Consider the following 18979-nt stretch of genomic DNA (forward strand, 5'->3'; position numbering starts at 1 on the left):
GGACATGAAGGCACGCGGCGAAGGCCGGCCGAACCCGGCGTCGATTCGCGACATCCACATGCCGTCGAATACCTGCGCGGGCCTCGTGATCGCGATCTTCAGCCTGGTGCTCGGCTTCGCGCTGGTGCTGGCGCTGGCCTGGCGCGACGGCGACGAAACGCGCGCCGCCGATGCGTGGCCGGTCGATGCCGCGCGGTTCCCGCGTGTCGCCGGGCTGCCTGCTGCGCCCGAACCGGCATTCGCGCCGTGCCCCGCGCAACTTGGTCTTTATCCGGTCGTGCCGGACGCCGAATGGGTCGAGCGCGTGCTCGATTGCGGCGTGCGGACCGTGCAGTTGCGTGTGAAAGGCGCAACGCCGGACGCCTTGCGGCGGGACATCGCGCGCGCGGTCGCGGCCGGGCGCCGCTATCCGGATGCGCGCGTGTTCATCAACGATCACTGGCAGATCGCCGTAGAAGAAGGGGCGTACGGCGTTCATCTGGGCCAGGAAGACCTCGAAACGGCCGATCTGGCCGCGATCGCGCGCGCGGGCCTGCGGCTCGGACTTTCGAGCCACGGTTATTACGAAATGTTGCGAGCGCTGCACGAGCGCCCGAGCTACCTCGCGCTCGGCCCCGTGTACGCGACCGCGACCAAGGCCGTTGCTGCGCCGCCACAGGGTCTCGCACGGATCGCCCGTTATGCGCGCTTCGCGGGCGCGCGGGCGCCGCTCGTCGCGATCGGCGGGGTGGGGCTCGACGCGCTGCCGGCCGTACTGGCAACGGGCGTCGGCAGTGTCGCGGTGGTCAGCGCGGTGACGGGGGCGGCCGACTATCGGGCCGCCACTGCTGCGTTGCAGCAATGCTTTCCCGGACAATTTGACAATCATTGACCGGAGGGGCTGAAGCGGCGTCACGACATCATTCCAAGGCAGGCCCTATAATTCGGCGTTCTGCGTAAAAGGACTGTCAGCTCCGTGAGCCCCACTCCTACCGAGACACTGCTGGAACTTCGCGACGTCGACTTTGGCTACGGCGACCGCCTCGTCCTGTCCAACCTGAACCTGCGCTTCGGGCGCGGGCAGGTGGTCGCGGTCATGGGCGGGTCGGGTTGCGGCAAGACGACCGTGCTGCGCCTGATCGGCGGCCTCGTGCGTGCGCGCCGCGGCCAGGTGCTGTTCGACGGCGCCGATGTCGGCGCGCAAACGCGCGACGGCCTGTACGCGCTGCGCCGCAAGATGGGCATGCTGTTCCAGTTCGGCGCGCTGTTCACCGACATGTCGGTGTTCGAGAACGTCGCGTTCGCGCTGCGCGAGCATACCGACCTGCCCGAAGACCTGATCCGCGACCTCGTGCTGATGAAGCTCAACGCGGTCGGGCTGCGCGGCGCGCGCGACCTGATGCCGTCCGAGGTGTCGGGCGGGATGGCGCGCCGCATCGCGCTGGCACGCGCGATCGCGCTCGACCCGCAGCTCATCATGTACGACGAGCCGTTCGCGGGCCTCGATCCGATCTCGCTCGGCATCACCGCGAACCTGATCCGCACGCTGAACCAGGCGCTGGGCGCCACGTCGATCCTCGTCACGCACGACGTGCCCGAATCGTTCGCGATCGCCGACTACGTGTATTTCCTGGCCAACGGCGGCGTGCTCGCGCAGGGCACGCCCGACGAGCTGCGCGCATCGACCGATCCGAGCGTGCGGCAGTTCATCGACGGCGCGCCGGACGGCCCGTTCAAATTTCATTACACGAGCCCGCCGCTCGCAGCGGATTTCGGGCTCGGCGGAGGGCGCGCATGATCAGCGCGATCGGACGTTACGTCATCGGCGGCCTCGAGCGCGCGGGCTACGGCACGCGGCTGTTCGTGCGCCTCGTGCTGGAATTCTTCCCGCTGCTGCGCCGGCCGCGGCTGGTCACGAAGCAGATCCACTTCCTCGGCAACTATTCGTTCGTGATCATTGCCGTGTCGGGGCTGTTCGTCGGCTTCGTGCTCGGCCTGCAGGGGTATTACACGCTGAACCGCTACGGTTCCGAGCAGGCGCTCGGCCTGCTGGTTGCACTGTCGCTCGTGCGTGAACTCGGGCCGGTCGTCACCGCGCTGCTGTTCGCGGGCCGCGCGGGCACGTCGCTCACGGCCGAGATCGGTCTGATGAAAGCCGGCGAGCAGCTCACCGCGCTCGAAATGATGGCGGTGGATCCGATCAAGAACGTGATCGCGCCGCGCATGTGGGCGGGCATCATCGCGATGCCGCTCCTGGCGGCGATTTTCAATGCGGTCGGCGTGCTCGGCGGCTACTTCGTCGGCGTCGTGCTGATCGGCGTCGACCCGGGTGCGTTCTGGTCGCAGATGCAGGGCGGCGTGCAGGTCTGGGCCGACGTCGGCAACGGCGTGCTGAAGAGCATCGTGTTCGGGTTCGCCGTGACCTTCATTGCGCTGTATCAGGGGTATGAAGCGAAGCCCACGCCCGAAGGCGTGTCGCGCGCGACCACCAAGACGGTCGTGTTCGCATCGCTCGCCGTACTCGGCCTCGATTTCCTGCTGACCGCGCTGATGTTCAGCTAAGCCTCAGCCAAGCCAAATTTTGGGATGACGATGAAAAAGACTGCTCTCGACTTCTGGGTCGGCCTGTTCGTGGTGGTGGGCTTCCTTGCGGTGCTGTTCCTGGCGCTGAAGGTCGGCAACATGAGCTCGCTGTCGTTTCAGCCGACCTATTCGGTGAGGATGAAGTTCGACAATATCGGCGGGCTGAAGCCGCGTGCGGCCGTGAAGAGCGCCGGCGTCGTGGTCGGCCGCGTGAAGTCGATCGGCTTCGACACGAATACGTACCAGGCGCTTGTCACGATCGATGTCGACGGCCAGTATCAGTTCCCGAAGGATTCGTCGGCGAAGATCCTGACGTCGGGCCTGCTCGGCGAGCAATATATCGGCCTCGATCCGGGCGGCGACACCGAAATGCTGAAGTCGGGCGATACGATCACGATGACGCAATCGGCGATCGTGCTCGAGAACCTGATCGGCCAGTTCCTGTACAGCAAGGCCGCCGACGCGGGCGGTGCGAAGCCGGCAGCCGGTGCGCCGGCCGCGCCTGCACCGGTGGCGGCGCCGGCGTCGGCGGTGTCCGCCGCGTCCGGTTCGGCGGCCCAATAACCACACGAGAGAATACAGAGGGTAATGACCATGCAGACGATCCGCATCAGGCACGCCGCACTGGCGGTAGCGGCGGTCGCCGCGTTGAGCGGCTGCGCGACCGTGCAGACGCCGACCAAGGGCGATCCGCTCGAAGGTTTCAACCGGTCGATGTACAAGTTCAACGACACGGTCGATACGTATGCGCTGAAGCCGGTCGCGAAGGGCTACCAGTACGTGGTGCCGCAGCCGGTGCGCGACAGCGTGACGAACTTCTTCTCGAACATCGGCGACGTCTACATCGCGGCGAACAACATCGTGCAGCTGCGGATCGCGGACGGTGTCGGCGACATCATGCGCGTCGTGATCAACACGGTGTTCGGCGTCGGCGGCCTGTTCGACGTCGCGACGATCGCGAAGCTGCCGAAGCACACGGCCGACTTCGGGATCACGATGGGCCGCTACGGCATGCCGTCGGGCCCGTATCTCGTGCTGCCGCTGCTCGGCCCGAGCACGCTGCGCGACACGGCCGGCCTGGGCGTCGACTACGTCGGCAACCCGCTGACCTACGTGAAGCCGGATGGCCTGAGCTGGGGCCTGTTCGGCGTCAACCTCGTCAACACGCGTTCGAACCTGCTCGGCGCGGGCGACGTGCTGGATGCCGCGGCGCTCGACAAGTATTCGTTCGTACGTAACGCGTACCTGCAACGCCGCCAGATGCTGATCAGCAATGCGCGTGGCGAGGCCGCCGCGACGTCGAGCAACGATGCGCTGCCGAAGTACGACCTGCCGGAAGACGGCGCGGCACCGGCGGCAGGCGCGGCAGCAGCGGGCGGTGCGACGGCGCCGGCAGGCGCATCGGGCGCGGCGGTGGCCGCCCCGGCGTCGGGTACGGCCGAATCGCCGAACCCGGCCAGCGCTACGACCGTGCCGCCGATGCAGGTGGCGCCGCCGTCGCCGGGCGGGTTCCGCTTCCCGAGCATCCGGCTGCACTGACGGATTTACATTCGTTACAGCCGGAAACGATTCAGTCGGTAGCGTGCGCGAACTTGCGCGTAAGCTACCTGCTCCAACCTACGCATCGACTCATATGCAGGTCACCATGATGAAAAAACTGTTCCTGATCCCCGTTTTCGCGGCGCTGTTCTCGTTCGGCAGCGCGGCCCAGGCGCAAGTCGACCAGTCGAACCCGCAGGCGCTGATCAAGACCGCGACGCAGCAGGTGCTCGACGAAGTCAAGGCGCAGACGATCAAGCAGGGCGACACCAACCGCATCATCACGATCGTCAACAAGGACATCCTGCCGTACACCGATTTCCGCCGTACCACGCAGCTCGCGATGGGCCGCAACTGGCGCACGGCGACGGCCGAGCAGCAGCAGCAGGTTCAGGAGCAGTTCAAGCTGCTGCTGATCCGCACGTATTCGGGCGCGCTGGCGCAACTGAAGCCGGACCAGCAGATCCAGTACCCGCCGTTCCGCGCCGATCCGGCCGACACCGATGTCGTGGTCAAGACGGTGGCGATGAACAACGGCCAGCCGGTCCAGATCGACTACCGCCTGTACAAGTCGGCGAGCGGCTGGAAGGTGTATGACCTGAACGTGCTCGGCGCATGGTTGATCCAGACGTACCAGCAGCAGTTCAACGAGAAGATCCAGCAAAGCGGCGTGGACGGCCTGATCCAGTTCCTCACGCAGCGCAACCAGCAACTTGCCGCCGGCAAGCAAGCGTCGTGAGCGGCTTCGAAGCCGGCTCCTCGCTGACCGTCGCGAGCGCGAAGTCCGCGCTCGCGGACGGTCTTGTGCGCATCGGCGCGGGCGCGACCGCCGTCGATTGCGCGGCGCTGACGCAGTTCGACTCGTCCGCGCTCGCCGTGCTGCTCGCATGGCAACGTGCCGCCAAAGCGCGCGGTGCGACCCTCGACATCCTCAATCTCCCCCCGAAGCTCGCCAGCCTCGCGCGCGCCTACGGCGTCGACGCGCTCATCGAAGGCACCGGGCGACATTGACCCTGTCCGACCGGAGCCTGCCGCGCCAGCCGGCGCGCGCAAGCTTCAGGCCGCGTGCCTCCTGCACCGGCTCCACCAGCCGGTTTGCCCTATAATCAAGCGTTTTGCGGGGCAGCCAATCGGCGTCCGGCCCCCATTTTCTTTCGCAGCAAGCACAGAATAGGCGTCGCGGCCCTGGCGTCGCGCACAGTCATGTCAGCCATAGAAATCCGTCACGTCAAGAAGCGCTACAAATCGCTTCAGGCGCTCAAAGGCGTCAGCCTGTCGGTCGAGGAAGGCGAGTTTTTCGGTCTGCTCGGCCCCAACGGCGCAGGCAAGACCACGCTCATCAGTATCCTCGCCGGGCTCGCCCGGGCCGACGAAGGCAGTATCTCGGTGCGCGGTCACGACGTCGTCAAGGACTTCCGTGGCGCGCGCCGTGCACTCGGCGTCGTGCCGCAGGAACTCGTGTTCGATCCGTTCTTCACCGTCCGCGAGACGCTGCGGATCCAGTCCGGCTATTTCGGGCTGCGCCGCAACGACGACTGGATCGACGAAGTGATGGCCAATCTCGACCTCACCGAGAAGGCCGACGCGAACATGCGCGCGCTGTCGGGCGGGATGAAGCGCCGCGTGCTGGTCGCGCAGGCGCTCGTGCACCGGCCGCCGGTGATCGTGCTCGACGAACCGACCGCCGGCGTCGACGTCGAATTGCGCCAGACGTTGTGGAAATTCATCTCGCGGCTGAATCGCGAGGGCCACACGATCGTGCTGACCACCCATTACCTCGAGGAAGCCGAGTCGCTGTGCGACCGCATCGCGATGCTGCGCCGTGGCGAAGTGGTTGCGCTCGATCGCACCGACGCGCTGCTGCGCCGCTTCGCGGGGCTGCAGCTGTACCTGCGCCTCGCGACCGGCGCGCTGCCGTCCGAGCTGCGCGGGCTGGAGTCCGACCCGGCCGCGCGCGCGCCGGGCGAGCACCTGCTGCGCCTCACGAGCTACGACGATGTCGAACGCATCCTCGCGCAATGCCGCGCGGCGGGCTGCACGTTCGACGAGATCGAGGTCCGCAAGGCCGACCTCGAGGATGTGTTCGTCCAGGTGATGAACGGGGCAGACGTCATCGAGGGATTGGCATGAGCGGGTTTCAAACGCTGTTCTACAAGGAATTGCTGCGTTTCTGGAAGGTGTCGTTCCAGACGGTGTGCGCACCGATCGTCACGGCGCTGCTGTATTTGACGATCTTCGGCCACGCGCTGTCGGGCCGCGTCGAGGTCTATCCGGGCGTCGAGTACGTGAGCTTTCTCGTGCCGGGCCTCGTGATGATGAGCGTGCTGCAGAACGCGTTCGCGAACAGCTCGTCGTCGCTGATCCAGTCGAAGATCACCGGCAACCTCGTGTTCATGCTGCTGCCGCCGCTGTCGTACCGCGACATCTTCGGCGCGTACGTGCTCGCGTCCGTGGTGCGCGGCCTCGCGGTCGGTACCGGCGTGTTCGTCGTGACGATCTGGTTTATCCCGATGCATTTCGCGGCGCCGCTGTTCATCATTGCGTTCGCGCTGCTCGGCTCGGCGATCCTCGGCACGCTCGGCCTGATCGCCGGGATCTGGGCCGAGAAGTTCGACCAGCTCGCCGCGTTCCAGAACTTCCTGATCATGCCGCTGACGTTCCTGTCCGGCGTGTTCTATTCGACGCACTCGCTGCCGCCCGTGTGGCGCGAGATCTCGCGTCTCAATCCATTTTTCTACATGATCGACGGCTTCCGTTTCGGGTTCTTCGGCGCGTCCGACATCAACCCGTTCGCGAGCCTCGCGATCGTCACCGGTTTCTTCGTGCTGCTCGCGCTGATCGCGATGCGGCTGCTCGCGACCGGCTACAAACTGCGTCATTGATATCGACAGGCAGCGGCCGCCATCGGGGCGGCGCGCGCCGACAGGAGCCTTACACCATGTTGCCGACTCCCGAACAGGTCAAGCAATACATCGCCGGCGGTCTCGCCTGCACGCATCTGGAAGTCGAAGGCGACGGCCAGCATTTCTTCGCGACGATCGTGTCGGCGGCCTTCGAAGGCAAGCGGCCGATCCAGCGGCACCAGCTGGTCTATGCGGCGCTCGGCGATCGCATGAAACAGGAAATTCACGCGCTCAGCATGAAGACGCTGACGCCCGCCGAATGGCAGAACGCATAACCGGAAATCACTGAGTGCAAGTCACCGTCAACGAGCGCGACGCCGTCCAGAGCGTCGCCACGGCACACCCGGCCGCCAACGGGGAATCGCATGGCCATGGGATGGACAAGCTCGTGATCGAAGGCGGCCACCGCCTGTCGGGCGAGATCGTCGTGTCGGGCGCGAAGAACGCCGCGCTGCCGATCCTGTGCGCGGGGCTGCTCACTGCCGATCCGGTCGATCTCGACAACGTGCCGAACCTGAAGGACGTGCGTACCACGCTGAAGGTGCTGAACCAGATGGGCGTGAAGAGCGAGACGGATGGTTGCCGCGTGCAGCTCGACGCGTCGCGCGTCGACAACCTCGTCGCGCCGTACGAGCTCGTGAAGACGATGCGTGCGTCGATCCTCGTGCTCGGGCCGCTGCTCGCGCGCTTCGGTGAAGCGAAGGTGTCGCTGCCGGGCGGCTGCGCGATCGGCGCGCGTCCGGTCGACCAGCACATCAAGGGTCTGCAGGCGATGGGCGCCGAGATCAGCATCGAGCACGGCTTCATCGAAGCCCGCGCGAAGCGCCTGAAGGGCGCGCGCATCGTGACCGACATGATCACGGTGACGGGCACCGAGAACCTGCTGATGGCCGCGACGCTGGCCGACGGCGAGACGGTGATCGAAAACGCCGCGCGCGAGCCGGAAGTGAGCGATCTCGCACACTTGCTGGTCGCGATGGGCGCGAAAATCGACGGCATCGGCACCGACCGCCTCGTGATCCAGGGCGTCGAGCGGCTGCACGGCGCGCGCCATTCGGTGATCCCCGACCGCATCGAGGCCGGCACGTTCCTGTGCGCGGTCGCGGCGGCCGGCGGCGACGTGATGCTGACGGGCGTGCGCCCGCACATCCTCGACGCGGTGATCGACAAGCTGCGCGAAGCCGGCGTGTCGATCGAGGAAGGCGACAGCTGGCTGCGCGTGAAGATGGATCGCCGCCCGTCGGCGGTCACGATCCGCACGTCGGAATACCCGGCGTTCCCGACCGACATGCAGGCGCAGTTCATGGCCCTCAATACGGTCGCGACGGGCACCGCGCAGGTCGTCGAAACCATTTTCGAGAACCGTTTCATGCACGTGCAGGAGCTGAACCGGCTCGGCGCGAACATCACGATCGACGGCAACACCGCGCTCGTGACGGGTGTCGATAAGCTGTCGGGCGCGAACGTGATGGCGACCGACCTGCGTGCGTCGGCGAGCCTCGTGATCGCGGGGCTGCGTGCCGACGGCGAAACGCTCGTCGACCGCATCTATCACCTGGACCGTGGCTACGACCGCATGGAAGCCAAACTGACCGCCGTCGGCGCGAACGTGCGCCGCCTTTCCGGGAGCCAAGCATGACCGCGCCGCTGACCCTTGCCCTGTCGAAGGGCCGGATTTTCGAGGAAACCCTGCCGCTGCTGGCCGCGGCCGGCGTGCAGGTCACCGAGGATCCGGAAACGTCGCGCAAGCTGATCCTGCCGACGACGAACCCCGACCTGCGCGTGATCATCGTCCGCGCGAGCGACGTGCCGACCTACGTCGAATACGGCGCGGCCGACTTCGGCGTGGCCGGCAAGGACGTGCTGGTCGAGCACGGCGGCTCGGGCCTGTACCAGCCGATCGATCTGAACATCGCGCGCTGCCGGATGTCGGTGGCCGTGTCGGCCGGTTTCGACTATGCGAGTGCCGTGCGCCAGGGCGCGCGCCTGCGCGTCGCGACGAAGTACGTCGAAACCGCACGCGAACACTTTGCCGCGAAGGGCGTGCACGTCGACCTGATCAAGCTGTACGGCTCGATGGAGCTTGCGCCGCTGGTCGGGCTGGCCGACGCGATCGTCGACCTCGTCAGCTCGGGCGGCACGCTGAAAGCGAACAATCTGGTCGAGGTCGAGGAGATCATGGCGATCTCGTCGCGCCTCGTCGTGAACCAGGCTGCGCTGAAGTTGAAGCGCACGGCACTCAAGCCGATCCTCGACGCGTTCGAACGCGCGTCGCAGAATGGCGGTTGAGCGCATCACCGTAACGGAACTCCCATGTCCATCACCATCCGCAAGCTCGATTCGACGAGCGAAGGCTTCGGCGCCGCACTGCGCGCGCTGCTCGCATTCGAGGCGAGCGAAGACGCGGCGATCGAGCAATCGGTCGCGCAGATCCTCGCCGACGTGAAGTCGCGCGGCGACGCCGCGGTGCTCGAGTACACGAACCGCTTCGACCGGCTGAGCGCAAATAGCGTCGCCGCGCTGGAGCTGCCGCAGGACGCGCTGCAGACGGCGCTCGACGGCCTCGCGCCGAAGGCGCGCGCGGCACTGGAAGCGGCTGCTGCGCGAGTGCGTGCGTACCACGAGAAGCAGAAGATCGAGTGCGGCACGCATAGCTGGCAATACACGGAAAGCGACGGCACGGTGCTCGGCCAGAAGGTCACGCCGCTCGACCGCGTCGGCCTGTACGTGCCGGGCGGCAAGGCCGCGTATCCGTCGTCGGTGCTGATGAACGCGATTCCCGCGCGCGTCGCGGGCGTCGGCGAGATCGTGATGGTCGTGCCGACGCCGGACGGCGTGAAGAACGACCTCGTGCTCGCCGCGGCGCTGCTCGGCGGCGTCGATCGTGTGTTCACGATCGGCGGCGCGCAGGCGGTCGGCGCGCTCGCATACGGCACGGCGACGGTGCCCGCCGTCGACAAGATCTGCGGCCCCGGCAATGCGTACGTCGCGTCGGCGAAGCGCCGCGTGTTCGGCACGGTCGGCATCGACATGATCGCCGGGCCGTCGGAAATCCTGGTGCTGTGTGACGGCACGACCGATCCGAACTGGGTCGCGATGGACCTGTTCTCGCAGGCTGAGCACGACGAACTCGCGCAATCGATCCTGTTGTGCCCGGACGGTGCGTTCCTCGAGCGCGTCGAGAAAGCGATCGCCGAGCTGCTGCCGTCGATGCCGCGCCAGGACGTAATCCGTGCGTCGCTCGAAGGCCGCGGCGCGCTGATCAAGGTGCGCGACATGGCCGAAGCCTGTCGGATCGCGAACGACATCGCGCCCGAGCACCTGGAAATTTCCGCGCTGGAGCCGCAGCAATGGGGCCAGCAGATCCGCCATGCGGGCGCGATCTTCCTCGGCCGCTACACGAGCGAGAGTCTCGGCGACTACTGCGCCGGCCCGAACCACGTGCTGCCGACGTCGCGTACCGCGCGCTTCTCGTCGCCGCTCGGCGTGTACGACTTCATCAAGCGCTCGAGCGTGATCGAGGTCAGCGCCGAAGGTGCGCAGACGCTCGGCGAGATCGCCTCCGAGCTCGCGTACGGCGAGGGGCTGCAGGCGCACGCGAAGAGCGCCGAGTTCCGGATGAAGAACTGACCGCACGCTGTGCAGGGCCGCGGCTGGCGCCGATGCGCCGCCCGGCCTGCCCCCGAAGGCCGGGGCTGGAGACACCTGCGCAGGGCGGCAGCCGCCGCTCTGCCGATCATTTGACGCCGGCGCGACGCACGCCGGCTTGAGACCATGACGACGCCACAAGACATCATCCGCCGCGACGTGCTCGCGATGACGAGCTACCCGGTGCCGGACGCGAGCGGGTTCGTGAAGCTCGACGCGATGGAGAACCCGTACCCGCTGCCCGAACCGCTCGCCGCGGCGCTCGGCGAGCGTCTCGCGCAGGTCGCGCTGAACCGCTACCCGGCGCCGCGCCCGGCCGCGCTGCTCGACAAGCTGCGCCACGCGATGGGCGTGCCGGCCGCCTGCGACGTGCTGCTCGGCAACGGCTCGGACGAAATCATCAGCATGATGTCGGTGGCCTGCGCGAAGCCGGGCGCGAAGGTGCTCGCACCGGTGCCGGGCTTCGTGATGTACGAACTGTCCGCGAAGCTCGCGCAGCTCGAATTCGTCGGCGTGCCGCTGAAGGCCGACCTGACGCTCGACGTCGACGCGATGCTTGCGGCGATCGCCGAGCATCGTCCGGCGCTCGTCTATCTCGCGTACCCGAACAACCCGACCGGCACGCTGTACGACGATGCCGACATCGAACGGATCATCGCGGCCGCGCGGCACGGCCTGATCGTGATCGACGAGGCGTACCAGCCGTTCGCCGTTCGCTCGTGGCTGCCGCGCGCCGCCGAATTCGACAACGTCGTCGTGATGCGAACGGTGTCGAAGCTCGGCCTCGCGGGCATCCGCCTCGGCTATCTGGTCGGTTCACCCGCGTGGCTGACCGAATTCGACAAGGTGCGCCCGCCGTACAACATCAACGTGCTGACCCAGGCGACCGCCGATTTCCTGCTCGACCACCTCGACGTGCTCGACGCGCAGGCGGCCGATTTGCGTGCGGAACGCACGCGCCTCGCGCAGGCCGTGGCCGCGCTGCCGGGCGCGACGGTGTTCCCGAGCGCCGGCAATTTCCTGCTGGTGCGCGTGCCGGACGCGGCTGCCGTGTTCGACGCGCTGCTCACCGAGCGGGTTTTGGTCAAAAACGTGAGTAAAATGCATCCGTTGCTGGCTGAATGCGTGCGGCTGACCGTCGGTTCTCCCGACGAAAACGCGCGCCTGCTGGCCGCTTTGAAACTCGCGCTGCCCGGTTGAGCCTCTGGGCGCCGCAGCGCGAAACGATCAATCCCCATTTACATCGACTCAGTCAAGGAATTGCCATGCGTGTGGCGGAAGTCGTTCGCAATACCAGCGAAACGCAGATCCGTGTGAAGCTCAATCTCGACGGCACGGGCCAGCAGAAGCTGGCCACCGGCGTGCCGTTCCTCGACCATATGCTCGACCAGATCGCTCGACACGGTCTGGTCGATCTCGAGGTTGAAGCGCATGGCGATACGCATATCGACGACCACCACACGGTCGAGGATGTCGGCATCACGCTCGGGCAGGCCGTCGCGAAGGCGATCGGCGACCGCAAGGGCATCCGCCGCTATGGCCATTCGTACGTGCCGCTCGACGAAGCGCTGTCGCGCGTCGTGATCGACTTCTCGGGCCGGCCGGGCCTCGAGTTCCACGTGCCGTTCACGCGGGCGCGGATCGGCACGTTCGACGTCGACCTGTCGATCGAGTTCTTCCGCGGGTTCGTGAACCACGCGGGCGTCACGCTGCACATCGACAACCTGCGCGGGATCAACGCGCACCATCAGCTCGAAACCGTGTTCAAGGCCTTCGGCCGTGCGCTGCGTGCGGCGGTGGAGTTGGACGAGCGTGCGGCGGGGCAGATCCCGTCGACGAAGGGCAGCCTCTGAACCTGAACTGACCGGAGCGTCAAGGACAACCTCACGGCTTCGGCGCGCGGCGCCGGCTTGCGATGGATCTGCTCAAATCGTTCATTTCGCTGCTTGCGCTGATCAACCCGGTCGGTGCGGTGCCGTTCTTCCTGAGCCTGACGGCGCAGCAGACGGATGCCGAGCGGCGGCGCACGATCCGGATCGCATCGGTGTCGGTGTTCTGCGTGATCACGGTGACGACGCTGCTCGGGCAGCAGATCATCAACTTCTTCGGCATTTCGGTCGGGTCGCTCGAAGTGGGCGGCGGGATCATCATGCTGCTGATGGCGATCAACATGCTGAACGCGCAGATCGGCAACACGCGATCGACGCCGGAGGAGCGCCACGAGGCCGAGCTGAAGGACAACATCGCGGTCGTGCCGCTGGCGATTCCGCTGCTCACGGGCCCCGGCTCGATCAGCACGGTGATCATCTATGCGGCGAACTCGCATCACTGGTATGAGCGGGCCGGGCTGGTCGCGATCGGCGCGGTCCTGGCTTTTCTGTGTTTCGTCGCGATGCGGCTCGCCGAGCCGATCGCGAACTGGATCGGCCGCACGGGCATCAACATCGCCACGCGGCTGATGGGTCTGATGCTGTCGGCGCTGGCGGTGGAATTCATCGTCAATGGACTGAGGGCGCTACTGCCTGCACTGAGATGAAAACTTCGATTGCGATTGTGGATTATGGGATGGGCAACCTGCGCTCGGTCGCGCAGGCGCTCAAGAAGGCCGAACCGGCCGCCGACGTGGCGATCGTCGACACGCCGGCCGCGATCCGCGCGGCCGACCGTGTCGTGCTGCCCGGCCAGGGTGCGATGCCCGACTGCATGCGCTCCCTCGGCGAATCGGGCTTGCAGGAGGCCGTGATCGAGGCCTCGCGCACGAAGCCGCTGCTCGGCGTGTGCGTCGGCGAGCAGATGCTGTTCGACTGGAGCGCGGAGGGCGACACGAAGGGCCTCGGCCTGCTGCCCGGCAAGGTCGTGCGTTTCGAGCTCGACGGCCGCCTGCAGGACGACGGCTCGCGCTTCAAGGTGCCGCAGATGGGCTGGAACCGCGTGCGTCAGTCGCAGCCGCACCCGCTGTGGGACGGCGTGCCCGACGACGCGTATTTCTACTTCGTGCACAGCTATTACGTGACGCCGGACAACCCGGCACATACGGTTGGCGAAACGGCCTACGGTGCGCCGTTTACGTCCGCGGTCGCGCGGGACAATCTCTTCGCGACCCAATTCCACCCCGAGAAAAGCGCGGAGGTCGGGTTGCGTCTGTATCGCAACTTCGTACACTGGAAGCCGTGAACGTCGCGTGCGTGCCACAGTCGGCGGGCCGGAGAGGCCCGTCTTACGGGGCTCGCCCGCCTAAGCACCGAAAGAGTTGTACTAAACTAGCGAGACGGCGCGGTACCGGATTGGCCGGTACGCGCCGGATTCTTTTCTTTTTCCACGACGACACCCGATTGCTATGTTGCTGATTCCGGCCATCGATCTCAAAGACGGTCAGTGTGTGCGCCTCAAACAAGGCGATATGGACCAGGCCACGATTTTTTCCGAGGACCCGGCGGCGATGGCCCGCAAGTGGGTCGATCTCGGCGCCCGGCGGCTCCATCTCGTCGACCTGAACGGCGCGTTCGCCGGCAAGCCGAAGAATCTCGAGGCGATCGAAGCGATCCTCGACGAAGTCGGCGATGAAATCCCCGTACAGCTCGGCGGCGGCATCCGCAGCCTCGAGACGATCGAGAAGTATCTCGATGCGGGCCTGTCCTACGTGATCATCGGCACCGCGGCCGTGAAGGACCCGGGCTTCCTGCAGGACGCGTGCACCGCGTTCGCCGGCAGCATCATCGTCGGGCTGGACGCGAAGGACGGCAAGGTCGCGACCGACGGCTGGAGCAAGCTGACCGGCCACGAAGTGATCGATCTCGCGCAGAAGTTCGAGGACTACGGCGTCGAATCGATCGTCTACACGGACATCGGTCGCGACGGGATGCTGCAGGGCATCAACATCGAGGCGACCGTGAAGCTCGCGCAGGCGGTCGGCATCCCGGTGATCGCCAGCGGCGGCCTGTCGAACCTCACGGACATCGAGAATCTGTGCGAAGTGGAAGAGCACGGCGTCGAAGGCGTGATCTGCGGCCGTGCGATCTACTCCGGCGATCTCGATTTCGCGGCCGCGCAAAAGCGCGCGGACGAACTGAACGGCGAACTCGACAACGCGTAAGCGCGGTTGTCCCGCTCGCCGGGGCTGCCTGCAGGCGGCCCCGACCGGAAGCCTCGCGCGAGGCTTTCCGTAACCGGCCGTCCCATCGCGGCATTTGGCGCAACATCATGGCTCTAGCTAAACGCATCATCCCCTGCCTGGACGTGACTGCCGGGCGTGTCGTCAAGGGCGTCAACTTCGTCGAGCTGCGCGACGCCGGCGACCCCGTCGAGATCGCCCGCCGCTACGACGACCAGGGCGCCGACGAACTGACGTTCCTCGACATCACCGCGACGTCCGACCAGCGCGACCTGATCCTGCCGATCATCGAAGCCGTTGCGTCGCAGGTCTTCATTCCGCTGACCGTCGGCGGCGGCGTGCGCGCCGTCGAGGACGTGCGACGCCTGCTGAACGCGGGCGCGGACAAGGTCAGCATGAATTCGTCGGCGGTCGCGAACCCGCAGCTCGTGCGCGATGCGGCCGACAAGTACGGCTCGCAGTGCATCGTCGTCGCGATCGACGCGAAGCGCGTGTCGGCCGACGGCGAGACGCCGCGCTGGGAAGTCTTCACGCATGGCGGCCGCAAGAACACGGGCCTCGACGCGATCGAATGGGCACGCAAGATGGCCGAGCTCGGCGCGGGCGAGATCCTGCTCACGAGCATGGACCGCGACGGCACCAAGTCGGGCTTCGACCTCGCGCTCACGCGCGGCGTGTCGGACGCGGTGCCGGTGCCGGTGATCGCATCGGGCGGTGTCGGCTCGCTGCAGCACCTGGCCGACGGCATCAAGGACGGCCGCGCCGATGCGGTGCTGGCTGCGAGCATCTTCCACTACGGCGAGCACACGGTTGGCGAGGCGAAGCGCTTCATGGCCGACCAGGGCATCCCGGTGAGGCTGTGATGAATACCGAAACGAATGCATTGCCCGCGTGGCTGGATAAAGTCCGCTGGGACGACAACGGCCTCGTGCCGGTGATCGCGCAGGAAGCGTCGACGAACGACGTGCTGATGTTCGCGTGGATGAACCGCGAGGCACTGGCGAAGACGATCGAGACGCAGCGCGCGGTCTATTATTCGCGCTCGCGCAAGCGCCTGTGGTTCAAGGGCGAGGAGTCGGGCCACGTGCAGCACGTGCACGAGGTGCGGCTCGACTGCGACGAGGACGTCGTGCTGCTGAAGGTCGAGCAGGTGTCGGGCATCGCGTGCCACACCGGCCGGCATTCGTGCTTCTTCCAGAAATTCGAAGGCACCGTCGACAGCGGCGACTGGGTCGCGGTCGAACCGGTGCTGAAAGATCCCGAACACATCTACAAATGACGCAATCGACCGAAGACACGCTGCTGCGCCTCGCGGCCGTGATCGATAGCCGCAAGGGCGGCGATCCCGATCAATCGTACGTATCGCGCCTGTTCCACAAGGGCGACGACGCGGTGCTCAAGAAGATCGGCGAAGAGGCGACGGAAGTCGTGCTGGCCGCGAAGGACGTGCGCCAGGGTGGCGCGCCGACCGCGCTCGTCGGCGAGGTGGCCGACCTGTGGTTCCACTGCCTCGTGATGCTGTCGCATTTCGACCTGAGCCCGGCCGACGTGATCGCCGAGCTCGAGCGCCGCGAAGGGCTGTCGGGTATCGAAGAGAAGGCCCTGCGCAAGCGTCGCGAGCGCGAGGAAAACGGCGGCTGACATGTAGCGTCCCGCCGCGGTGGCAACAGTGCGGTAAGCTGTAAGAATTGTCATCTAACGGGGGTAGCATCATGAACGATACGTCGAACCAGTTTCCGACGCCTGCGGTGCCGGGGGCTGCGGACGCCGAACGCCTGAACGGGTTGCGCACGCTGACTCACGTGCTCTACGGCCTCTATGCGTTTCATTGGCTGACGGGCGGCGTCACGGGCATCATCGCGATCATCATCAACTACGTGAAGCGCGACGACGTGGCCGGCACGCCGTATGCGGCCCACTTCGAGTGGCAGATCCGCACGTTCTGGCGCGCGCTGATCGCGTACGTGATCGGGTTCGCGCTGATGTTCGTGGTGGTCGGATTCGCAGTGATGTTTGTCACATGGATCTGGACGCTGTACCGTATCATCAAGGGTTGGCTGTACCTGAACGACAACAAGCCGCTCGATCCGCAGGCCTGGTTCTGACCGGCTGCGCACGGGCGTCTGCAGGAGCAACATGAGTCACGATCCGAATTGCCTGTTCTGCAAGATCGCGGCAGGCGAGATCCCGAGCACGAAGGTGCACGAGGACGACGAATTCGTCGCGTTCCGCGACATCCGCCCGGCGGCCGAGACGCACGTGCTCGTGATTCCGCGCCAGCATCTGCCGACGCTGTCGGCGGCGAGCGAGACCGATGCGCCGATGCTCGGCCGGCTGATGCTGCTCGTCTCGCGTCTCGCCGACCAGCTCGGCGTCGCGTATACGGGCGGCGAAACCGGTTTCCGTACGGTGATCAACACGGGCCCGGGCGGCGGGCAGGAGGTCTACCACCTGCACGCGCATATCCTGGCGGGTCCGCGCCCCTGGCAGCGGATGGGTTGACGGCGCGGGGCGTATCCCCGCATCGATTGTCGAAGCCGGCGCGTTGCCGGCGATTTACGCTGCATCGCGGCGTGGTTGAGGAGAGGTTTCATCATGGGTGGATTGAGCATTTGGCACTGGCTGATCGTGCTGCTGATCGTCGCGCTGGTTTTCGGTACCAAGAAGCTGCGCAACATCGGTAACGATCTCGGCAGCGCCGTGAAGGGTTTCAAGGACGGCATGAAGGAAGGCGAAGCACCGGCGGACGCGCAGCAACTGCCGCGCTCGGGCTCGGTCGACGTCAACGCGAAGGAAACGACGCGTTCCGACTCGAACAAGGCGTAACGCCGGCACGCTGACAGGCATTCGCGATGCTGGATCTCGGTCTTTCGAAGATGGCGCTGATCGGCGTCGTCGCGCTCGTGGTGCTCGGCCCCGAGCGCCTGCCGCGCGTCGCGCGTACGGCAGGCGCGCTGTTCGGCCGCGCGCAGCGGTACATCAATGACGTGAAGGCCGAGGTCTCGCGCGAAATCGAACTCGACGCGCTGCGGACGATGAAGACCGATTTCGAAGCGGCCGCGCGCAATGTCGAGACGACGATTCACGACAACCTGCGCGAGCACGAGAAGGAACTGAACGACACGTGGCATTCCGCGGTCGGCGGTCTCAATGAAGCGGCAGGCGACGCCGGTTCGACCGGTTCCGGCACGCCCGCGGCGCCGTCCTGGCGCGGCAGTTCGGCCGCGCTCGCGCCGAAGCGCCGCAACTGGCGCGTCAAGCAGGCGGCTGCGCCTGTCTGGTACAAGCGCGCGACCACGCGCCGCACGCACGTGCAGTCGGGCGCCGCGCGCGTTGCGCGCCACCAGCCGGCCAGCCTGCGCCGGCCGACGCGCTTCTTCTGAGCCGAGCGCATGCTCGCTCGTCAATCCTACCGAGGGCCGGCGTGAGCGACCCCCAGCAGAACCCGGGCGACGCCCCGGAAGAAACCTTCATTTCCCATCTGGTCGAGCTTCGCGATCGCATCATTCGCGCGGGCGCGGCCGTGATCGTCGTGTTCCTCGGGCTCGTCTACTGGGCGCCCGACATCTTCCGGCTGCTCGCGCGGCCGCTGATGCAGAACCTGCCGAAAGACGGCAAGATGATCGTCACCGACGTCACCGGCTCGTTCTTCGTGCCGATGAAGGTCACGATGCTCGTCGCGCTCGTGATCGCGCTGCCGATCGTGCTGTACCAGATCTGGGCGTTCGTCGCGCCGGGGCTGTACCAGCACGAGAAGAAGCTCGTCGCGCCGCTCGTCGGCAGCAGCTACGTGCTGTTCCTGTGCGGGATGGCGTTCGCGTACTTCCTCGTGTTCCCGACGATCTTCCGCGTGATGGCGCACTACAACGCGCCGCTCGGGGCGGAAATGACCACCGACATCGACAACTACCTGAGCTTCGTGCTCGGGATGTTCATCGCGTTCGGGGTCACGTTCGAGGTGCCGATCGTCGTCGTGCTGCTCGTCCGGATGGGCGTGCTGTCGCTGAAGAAGCTGAAGGAGATGCGGCCGTACGTGATCGTCGGCGCATTCATCGTCGCGGCGGTCGTCACGCCGCCGGACGTGTTCTCGCAACTGATGCTCGCGTTGCCGCTGGTCGTGCTGTTCGAGATCGGGCTGCTGGCTGCGCGGTTCTTCGTGCCGAAGAAGCCGGCCGAAGAGGGCGAGGCGGAGAACGGCGAAGCCGCGAGTTGACGG

General features: G+C 66.4%; 26 protein-coding genes. All 26 read left to right on the forward strand.

What is annotated here, in order from left to right:
* Nucleotides 1-871 (forward strand): thiamine phosphate synthase (thiE, locus tag G3N61_RS10745; RefSeq protein ID WP_241017684.1); only part of this gene is annotated, 871 nt, incomplete at its 5' end.
* Between the two features lie 84 nt (nucleotides 872-955).
* Nucleotides 956-1777: an ABC transporter ATP-binding protein gene (locus tag G3N61_RS10750; protein WP_006477138.1), complete on the forward strand. Its 822-nt coding sequence runs from the start codon at nucleotides 956-958 to the stop codon at nucleotides 1775-1777.
* Complete coding sequence (gene mlaE / locus G3N61_RS10755) at nucleotides 1774-2541, forward strand: lipid asymmetry maintenance ABC transporter permease subunit MlaE (RefSeq protein WP_006477137.1); 768 nt, start codon at nucleotides 1774-1776, stop codon at nucleotides 2539-2541. Before G3N61_RS10750 ends, mlaE begins: the two co-directional genes overlap by 4 nt.
* Before the next feature lie 24 nt (nucleotides 2542-2565).
* Entirely contained in the window at nucleotides 2566-3126 is a 561-nt protein-coding gene (gene mlaD, locus G3N61_RS10760; RefSeq protein ID WP_043191782.1) for an outer membrane lipid asymmetry maintenance protein MlaD, read from the forward strand.
* Between the two features lie 30 nt (nucleotides 3127-3156).
* Entirely contained in the window at nucleotides 3157-4101 is a 945-nt protein-coding gene (locus G3N61_RS10765; protein WP_089449840.1) for a VacJ family lipoprotein, read from the forward strand.
* A 109-nt stretch (nucleotides 4102-4210) separates the two neighbouring features.
* Nucleotides 4211-4840: an ABC transporter substrate-binding protein gene (locus tag G3N61_RS10770; protein ID WP_043191921.1), complete on the forward strand. Its 630-nt coding sequence runs from the start codon at nucleotides 4211-4213 to the stop codon at nucleotides 4838-4840.
* A complete protein-coding gene (locus G3N61_RS10775; RefSeq protein ID WP_043191779.1) occupies nucleotides 4837-5112 on the forward strand; it encodes an STAS domain-containing protein in 276 nt (91 codons plus the stop codon). Before G3N61_RS10770 ends, G3N61_RS10775 begins: the two co-directional genes overlap by 4 nt.
* Before the next feature lie 192 nt (nucleotides 5113-5304).
* A complete protein-coding gene (locus G3N61_RS10780; RefSeq protein ID WP_011350722.1) occupies nucleotides 5305-6231 on the forward strand; it encodes an ABC transporter ATP-binding protein in 927 nt (308 codons plus the stop codon).
* Nucleotides 6228-6983 carry an ABC transporter permease gene (locus G3N61_RS10785; RefSeq protein WP_011350723.1) on the forward strand — a complete coding sequence of 252 codons (756 nt, stop codon included), beginning with the start codon at nucleotides 6228-6230 and terminating at the stop codon, nucleotides 6981-6983. The genes G3N61_RS10780 and G3N61_RS10785 overlap by 4 nt, the downstream gene beginning before the upstream one ends.
* A 56-nt stretch (nucleotides 6984-7039) precedes the next feature.
* Nucleotides 7040-7279, forward strand: a complete 240-nt coding sequence (locus G3N61_RS10790; protein WP_006477131.1) for a BolA family protein — start codon at nucleotides 7040-7042, stop codon at nucleotides 7277-7279.
* Nucleotides 7280-7293: 14 nt separating this feature from the next.
* Entirely contained in the window at nucleotides 7294-8643 is a 1350-nt protein-coding gene (murA, locus tag G3N61_RS10795; protein ID WP_174918451.1) for a UDP-N-acetylglucosamine 1-carboxyvinyltransferase, read from the forward strand.
* Nucleotides 8640-9293 (forward strand): ATP phosphoribosyltransferase, encoded by a 654-nt coding sequence (gene hisG / locus G3N61_RS10800; RefSeq protein WP_011350725.1) that lies wholly within the window; start codon nucleotides 8640-8642, stop codon nucleotides 9291-9293. Before murA ends, hisG begins: the two co-directional genes overlap by 4 nt.
* Nucleotides 9294-9317: 24 nt before the next feature.
* Nucleotides 9318-10634: a histidinol dehydrogenase gene (hisD, locus tag G3N61_RS10805; RefSeq protein ID WP_205822375.1), complete on the forward strand. Its 1317-nt coding sequence runs from the start codon at nucleotides 9318-9320 to the stop codon at nucleotides 10632-10634.
* A 144-nt stretch (nucleotides 10635-10778) separates the two neighbouring features.
* Nucleotides 10779-11852 (forward strand): histidinol-phosphate transaminase, encoded by a 1074-nt coding sequence (hisC, locus tag G3N61_RS10810; protein ID WP_205822376.1) that lies wholly within the window; start codon nucleotides 10779-10781, stop codon nucleotides 11850-11852.
* 65 nt (nucleotides 11853-11917) lie between these two features.
* Entirely contained in the window at nucleotides 11918-12505 is a 588-nt protein-coding gene (gene hisB / locus G3N61_RS10815) for an imidazoleglycerol-phosphate dehydratase HisB (protein ID WP_011350728.1), read from the forward strand.
* A gap of 62 nt (nucleotides 12506-12567) precedes the next feature.
* Complete coding sequence (locus G3N61_RS10820; RefSeq protein WP_011350729.1) at nucleotides 12568-13188, forward strand: YchE family NAAT transporter; 621 nt, start codon at nucleotides 12568-12570, stop codon at nucleotides 13186-13188.
* The gene (hisH, locus tag G3N61_RS10825) at nucleotides 13185-13826 is read left to right on the forward strand and encodes an imidazole glycerol phosphate synthase subunit HisH (RefSeq protein WP_011350730.1); all 642 of its coding nucleotides are present in this window, start codon (nucleotides 13185-13187) and stop codon (nucleotides 13824-13826) included. The genes G3N61_RS10820 and hisH overlap by 4 nt, the downstream gene beginning before the upstream one ends.
* A 163-nt stretch (nucleotides 13827-13989) precedes the next feature.
* Nucleotides 13990-14745 carry a 1-(5-phosphoribosyl)-5-[(5-phosphoribosylamino)methylideneamino]imidazole-4-carboxamide isomerase gene (gene hisA / locus G3N61_RS10830; RefSeq protein WP_043191766.1) on the forward strand — a complete coding sequence of 252 codons (756 nt, stop codon included), beginning with the start codon at nucleotides 13990-13992 and terminating at the stop codon, nucleotides 14743-14745.
* A gap of 107 nt (nucleotides 14746-14852) precedes the next feature.
* Entirely contained in the window at nucleotides 14853-15626 is a 774-nt protein-coding gene (gene hisF / locus G3N61_RS10835; RefSeq protein WP_011350732.1) for an imidazole glycerol phosphate synthase subunit HisF, read from the forward strand.
* Nucleotides 15626-16042, forward strand: a complete 417-nt coding sequence (gene hisI / locus G3N61_RS10840) for a phosphoribosyl-AMP cyclohydrolase (RefSeq protein ID WP_039366640.1) — start codon at nucleotides 15626-15628, stop codon at nucleotides 16040-16042. Before hisF ends, hisI begins: the two co-directional genes overlap by 1 nt.
* Nucleotides 16039-16404: a phosphoribosyl-ATP diphosphatase gene (locus tag G3N61_RS10845; protein ID WP_006485344.1), complete on the forward strand. Its 366-nt coding sequence runs from the start codon at nucleotides 16039-16041 to the stop codon at nucleotides 16402-16404. The genes hisI and G3N61_RS10845 overlap by 4 nt, the downstream gene beginning before the upstream one ends.
* 71 nt (nucleotides 16405-16475) lie before the next feature.
* A complete protein-coding gene (locus G3N61_RS10850; protein ID WP_043191763.1) occupies nucleotides 16476-16868 on the forward strand; it encodes a membrane protein in 393 nt (130 codons plus the stop codon).
* A 31-nt stretch (nucleotides 16869-16899) separates the two neighbouring features.
* Nucleotides 16900-17265: a histidine triad nucleotide-binding protein gene (locus tag G3N61_RS10855; protein ID WP_043191762.1), complete on the forward strand. Its 366-nt coding sequence runs from the start codon at nucleotides 16900-16902 to the stop codon at nucleotides 17263-17265.
* Nucleotides 17266-17358: 93 nt separating this feature from the next.
* Nucleotides 17359-17589, forward strand: coding sequence for a Sec-independent protein translocase subunit TatA (tatA, locus tag G3N61_RS10860; RefSeq protein WP_011350736.1), 231 nt, complete (start codon nucleotides 17359-17361; stop codon nucleotides 17587-17589).
* A 26-nt stretch (nucleotides 17590-17615) separates the two neighbouring features.
* Nucleotides 17616-18146 (forward strand): Sec-independent protein translocase protein TatB, encoded by a 531-nt coding sequence (tatB, locus tag G3N61_RS10865; protein ID WP_089449774.1) that lies wholly within the window; start codon nucleotides 17616-17618, stop codon nucleotides 18144-18146.
* A 41-nt stretch (nucleotides 18147-18187) separates the two neighbouring features.
* Nucleotides 18188-18976 (forward strand): twin-arginine translocase subunit TatC, encoded by a 789-nt coding sequence (gene tatC / locus G3N61_RS10870; RefSeq protein ID WP_043191757.1) that lies wholly within the window; start codon nucleotides 18188-18190, stop codon nucleotides 18974-18976.
* The last annotated feature ends 3 nt before the right edge of the window (nucleotides 18977-18979 follow it).

It is taken from the genome of Burkholderia sp. Ac-20349, from assembly GCF_017104865.1.
Taxonomy (GTDB): Bacteria; Pseudomonadota; Gammaproteobacteria; order Burkholderiales; family Burkholderiaceae; genus Burkholderia; species Burkholderia aenigmatica.

Excerpts from the sequence above, each read along its gene's own strand:
- G3N61_RS10845 (WP_006485344.1), top strand. The coding sequence starts at position 16,039 with ATGACGCAATCGACCGAAGACACGCTGCTGCGCCTCGCGGCCGTGATC.
- mlaE (WP_006477137.1), top strand. The coding sequence starts at position 1,774 with ATGATCAGCGCGATCGGACGTTACGTCATCGGCGGCCTCGAGCGCGCG.
- G3N61_RS10820 (WP_011350729.1), top strand. The coding sequence starts at position 12,568 with ATGGATCTGCTCAAATCGTTCATTTCGCTGCTTGCGCTGATCAACCCG.
- tatA (WP_011350736.1), top strand. The coding sequence starts at position 17,359 with ATGGGTGGATTGAGCATTTGGCACTGGCTGATCGTGCTGCTGATCGTC.
- hisG (WP_011350725.1), top strand. The coding sequence starts at position 8,640 with ATGACCGCGCCGCTGACCCTTGCCCTGTCGAAGGGCCGGATTTTCGAG.
- G3N61_RS10855 (WP_043191762.1), top strand. The coding sequence starts at position 16,900 with ATGAGTCACGATCCGAATTGCCTGTTCTGCAAGATCGCGGCAGGCGAG.
- hisI (WP_039366640.1), top strand. The coding sequence starts at position 15,626 with ATGAATACCGAAACGAATGCATTGCCCGCGTGGCTGGATAAAGTCCGC.
- hisD (WP_205822375.1), top strand. The coding sequence starts at position 9,318 with ATGTCCATCACCATCCGCAAGCTCGATTCGACGAGCGAAGGCTTCGGC.
- hisC (WP_205822376.1), top strand. The coding sequence starts at position 10,779 with ATGACGACGCCACAAGACATCATCCGCCGCGACGTGCTCGCGATGACG.
- hisB (WP_011350728.1), top strand. The coding sequence starts at position 11,918 with ATGCGTGTGGCGGAAGTCGTTCGCAATACCAGCGAAACGCAGATCCGT.
- hisF (WP_011350732.1), top strand. The coding sequence starts at position 14,853 with ATGGCTCTAGCTAAACGCATCATCCCCTGCCTGGACGTGACTGCCGGG.
- G3N61_RS10770 (WP_043191921.1), top strand. The coding sequence starts at position 4,211 with ATGAAAAAACTGTTCCTGATCCCCGTTTTCGCGGCGCTGTTCTCGTTC.
- tatB (WP_089449774.1), top strand. The coding sequence starts at position 17,616 with ATGCTGGATCTCGGTCTTTCGAAGATGGCGCTGATCGGCGTCGTCGCG.
- hisA (WP_043191766.1), top strand. The coding sequence starts at position 13,990 with ATGTTGCTGATTCCGGCCATCGATCTCAAAGACGGTCAGTGTGTGCGC.
- G3N61_RS10785 (WP_011350723.1), top strand. The coding sequence starts at position 6,228 with ATGAGCGGGTTTCAAACGCTGTTCTACAAGGAATTGCTGCGTTTCTGG.
- hisH (WP_011350730.1), top strand. The coding sequence starts at position 13,185 with ATGAAAACTTCGATTGCGATTGTGGATTATGGGATGGGCAACCTGCGC.
- mlaD (WP_043191782.1), top strand. The coding sequence starts at position 2,566 with ATGACGATGAAAAAGACTGCTCTCGACTTCTGGGTCGGCCTGTTCGTG.
- G3N61_RS10765 (WP_089449840.1), top strand. The coding sequence starts at position 3,157 with ATGCAGACGATCCGCATCAGGCACGCCGCACTGGCGGTAGCGGCGGTC.
- G3N61_RS10780 (WP_011350722.1), top strand. The coding sequence starts at position 5,305 with ATGTCAGCCATAGAAATCCGTCACGTCAAGAAGCGCTACAAATCGCTT.
- G3N61_RS10850 (WP_043191763.1), top strand. The coding sequence starts at position 16,476 with ATGAACGATACGTCGAACCAGTTTCCGACGCCTGCGGTGCCGGGGGCT.
- G3N61_RS10790 (WP_006477131.1), top strand. The coding sequence starts at position 7,040 with ATGTTGCCGACTCCCGAACAGGTCAAGCAATACATCGCCGGCGGTCTC.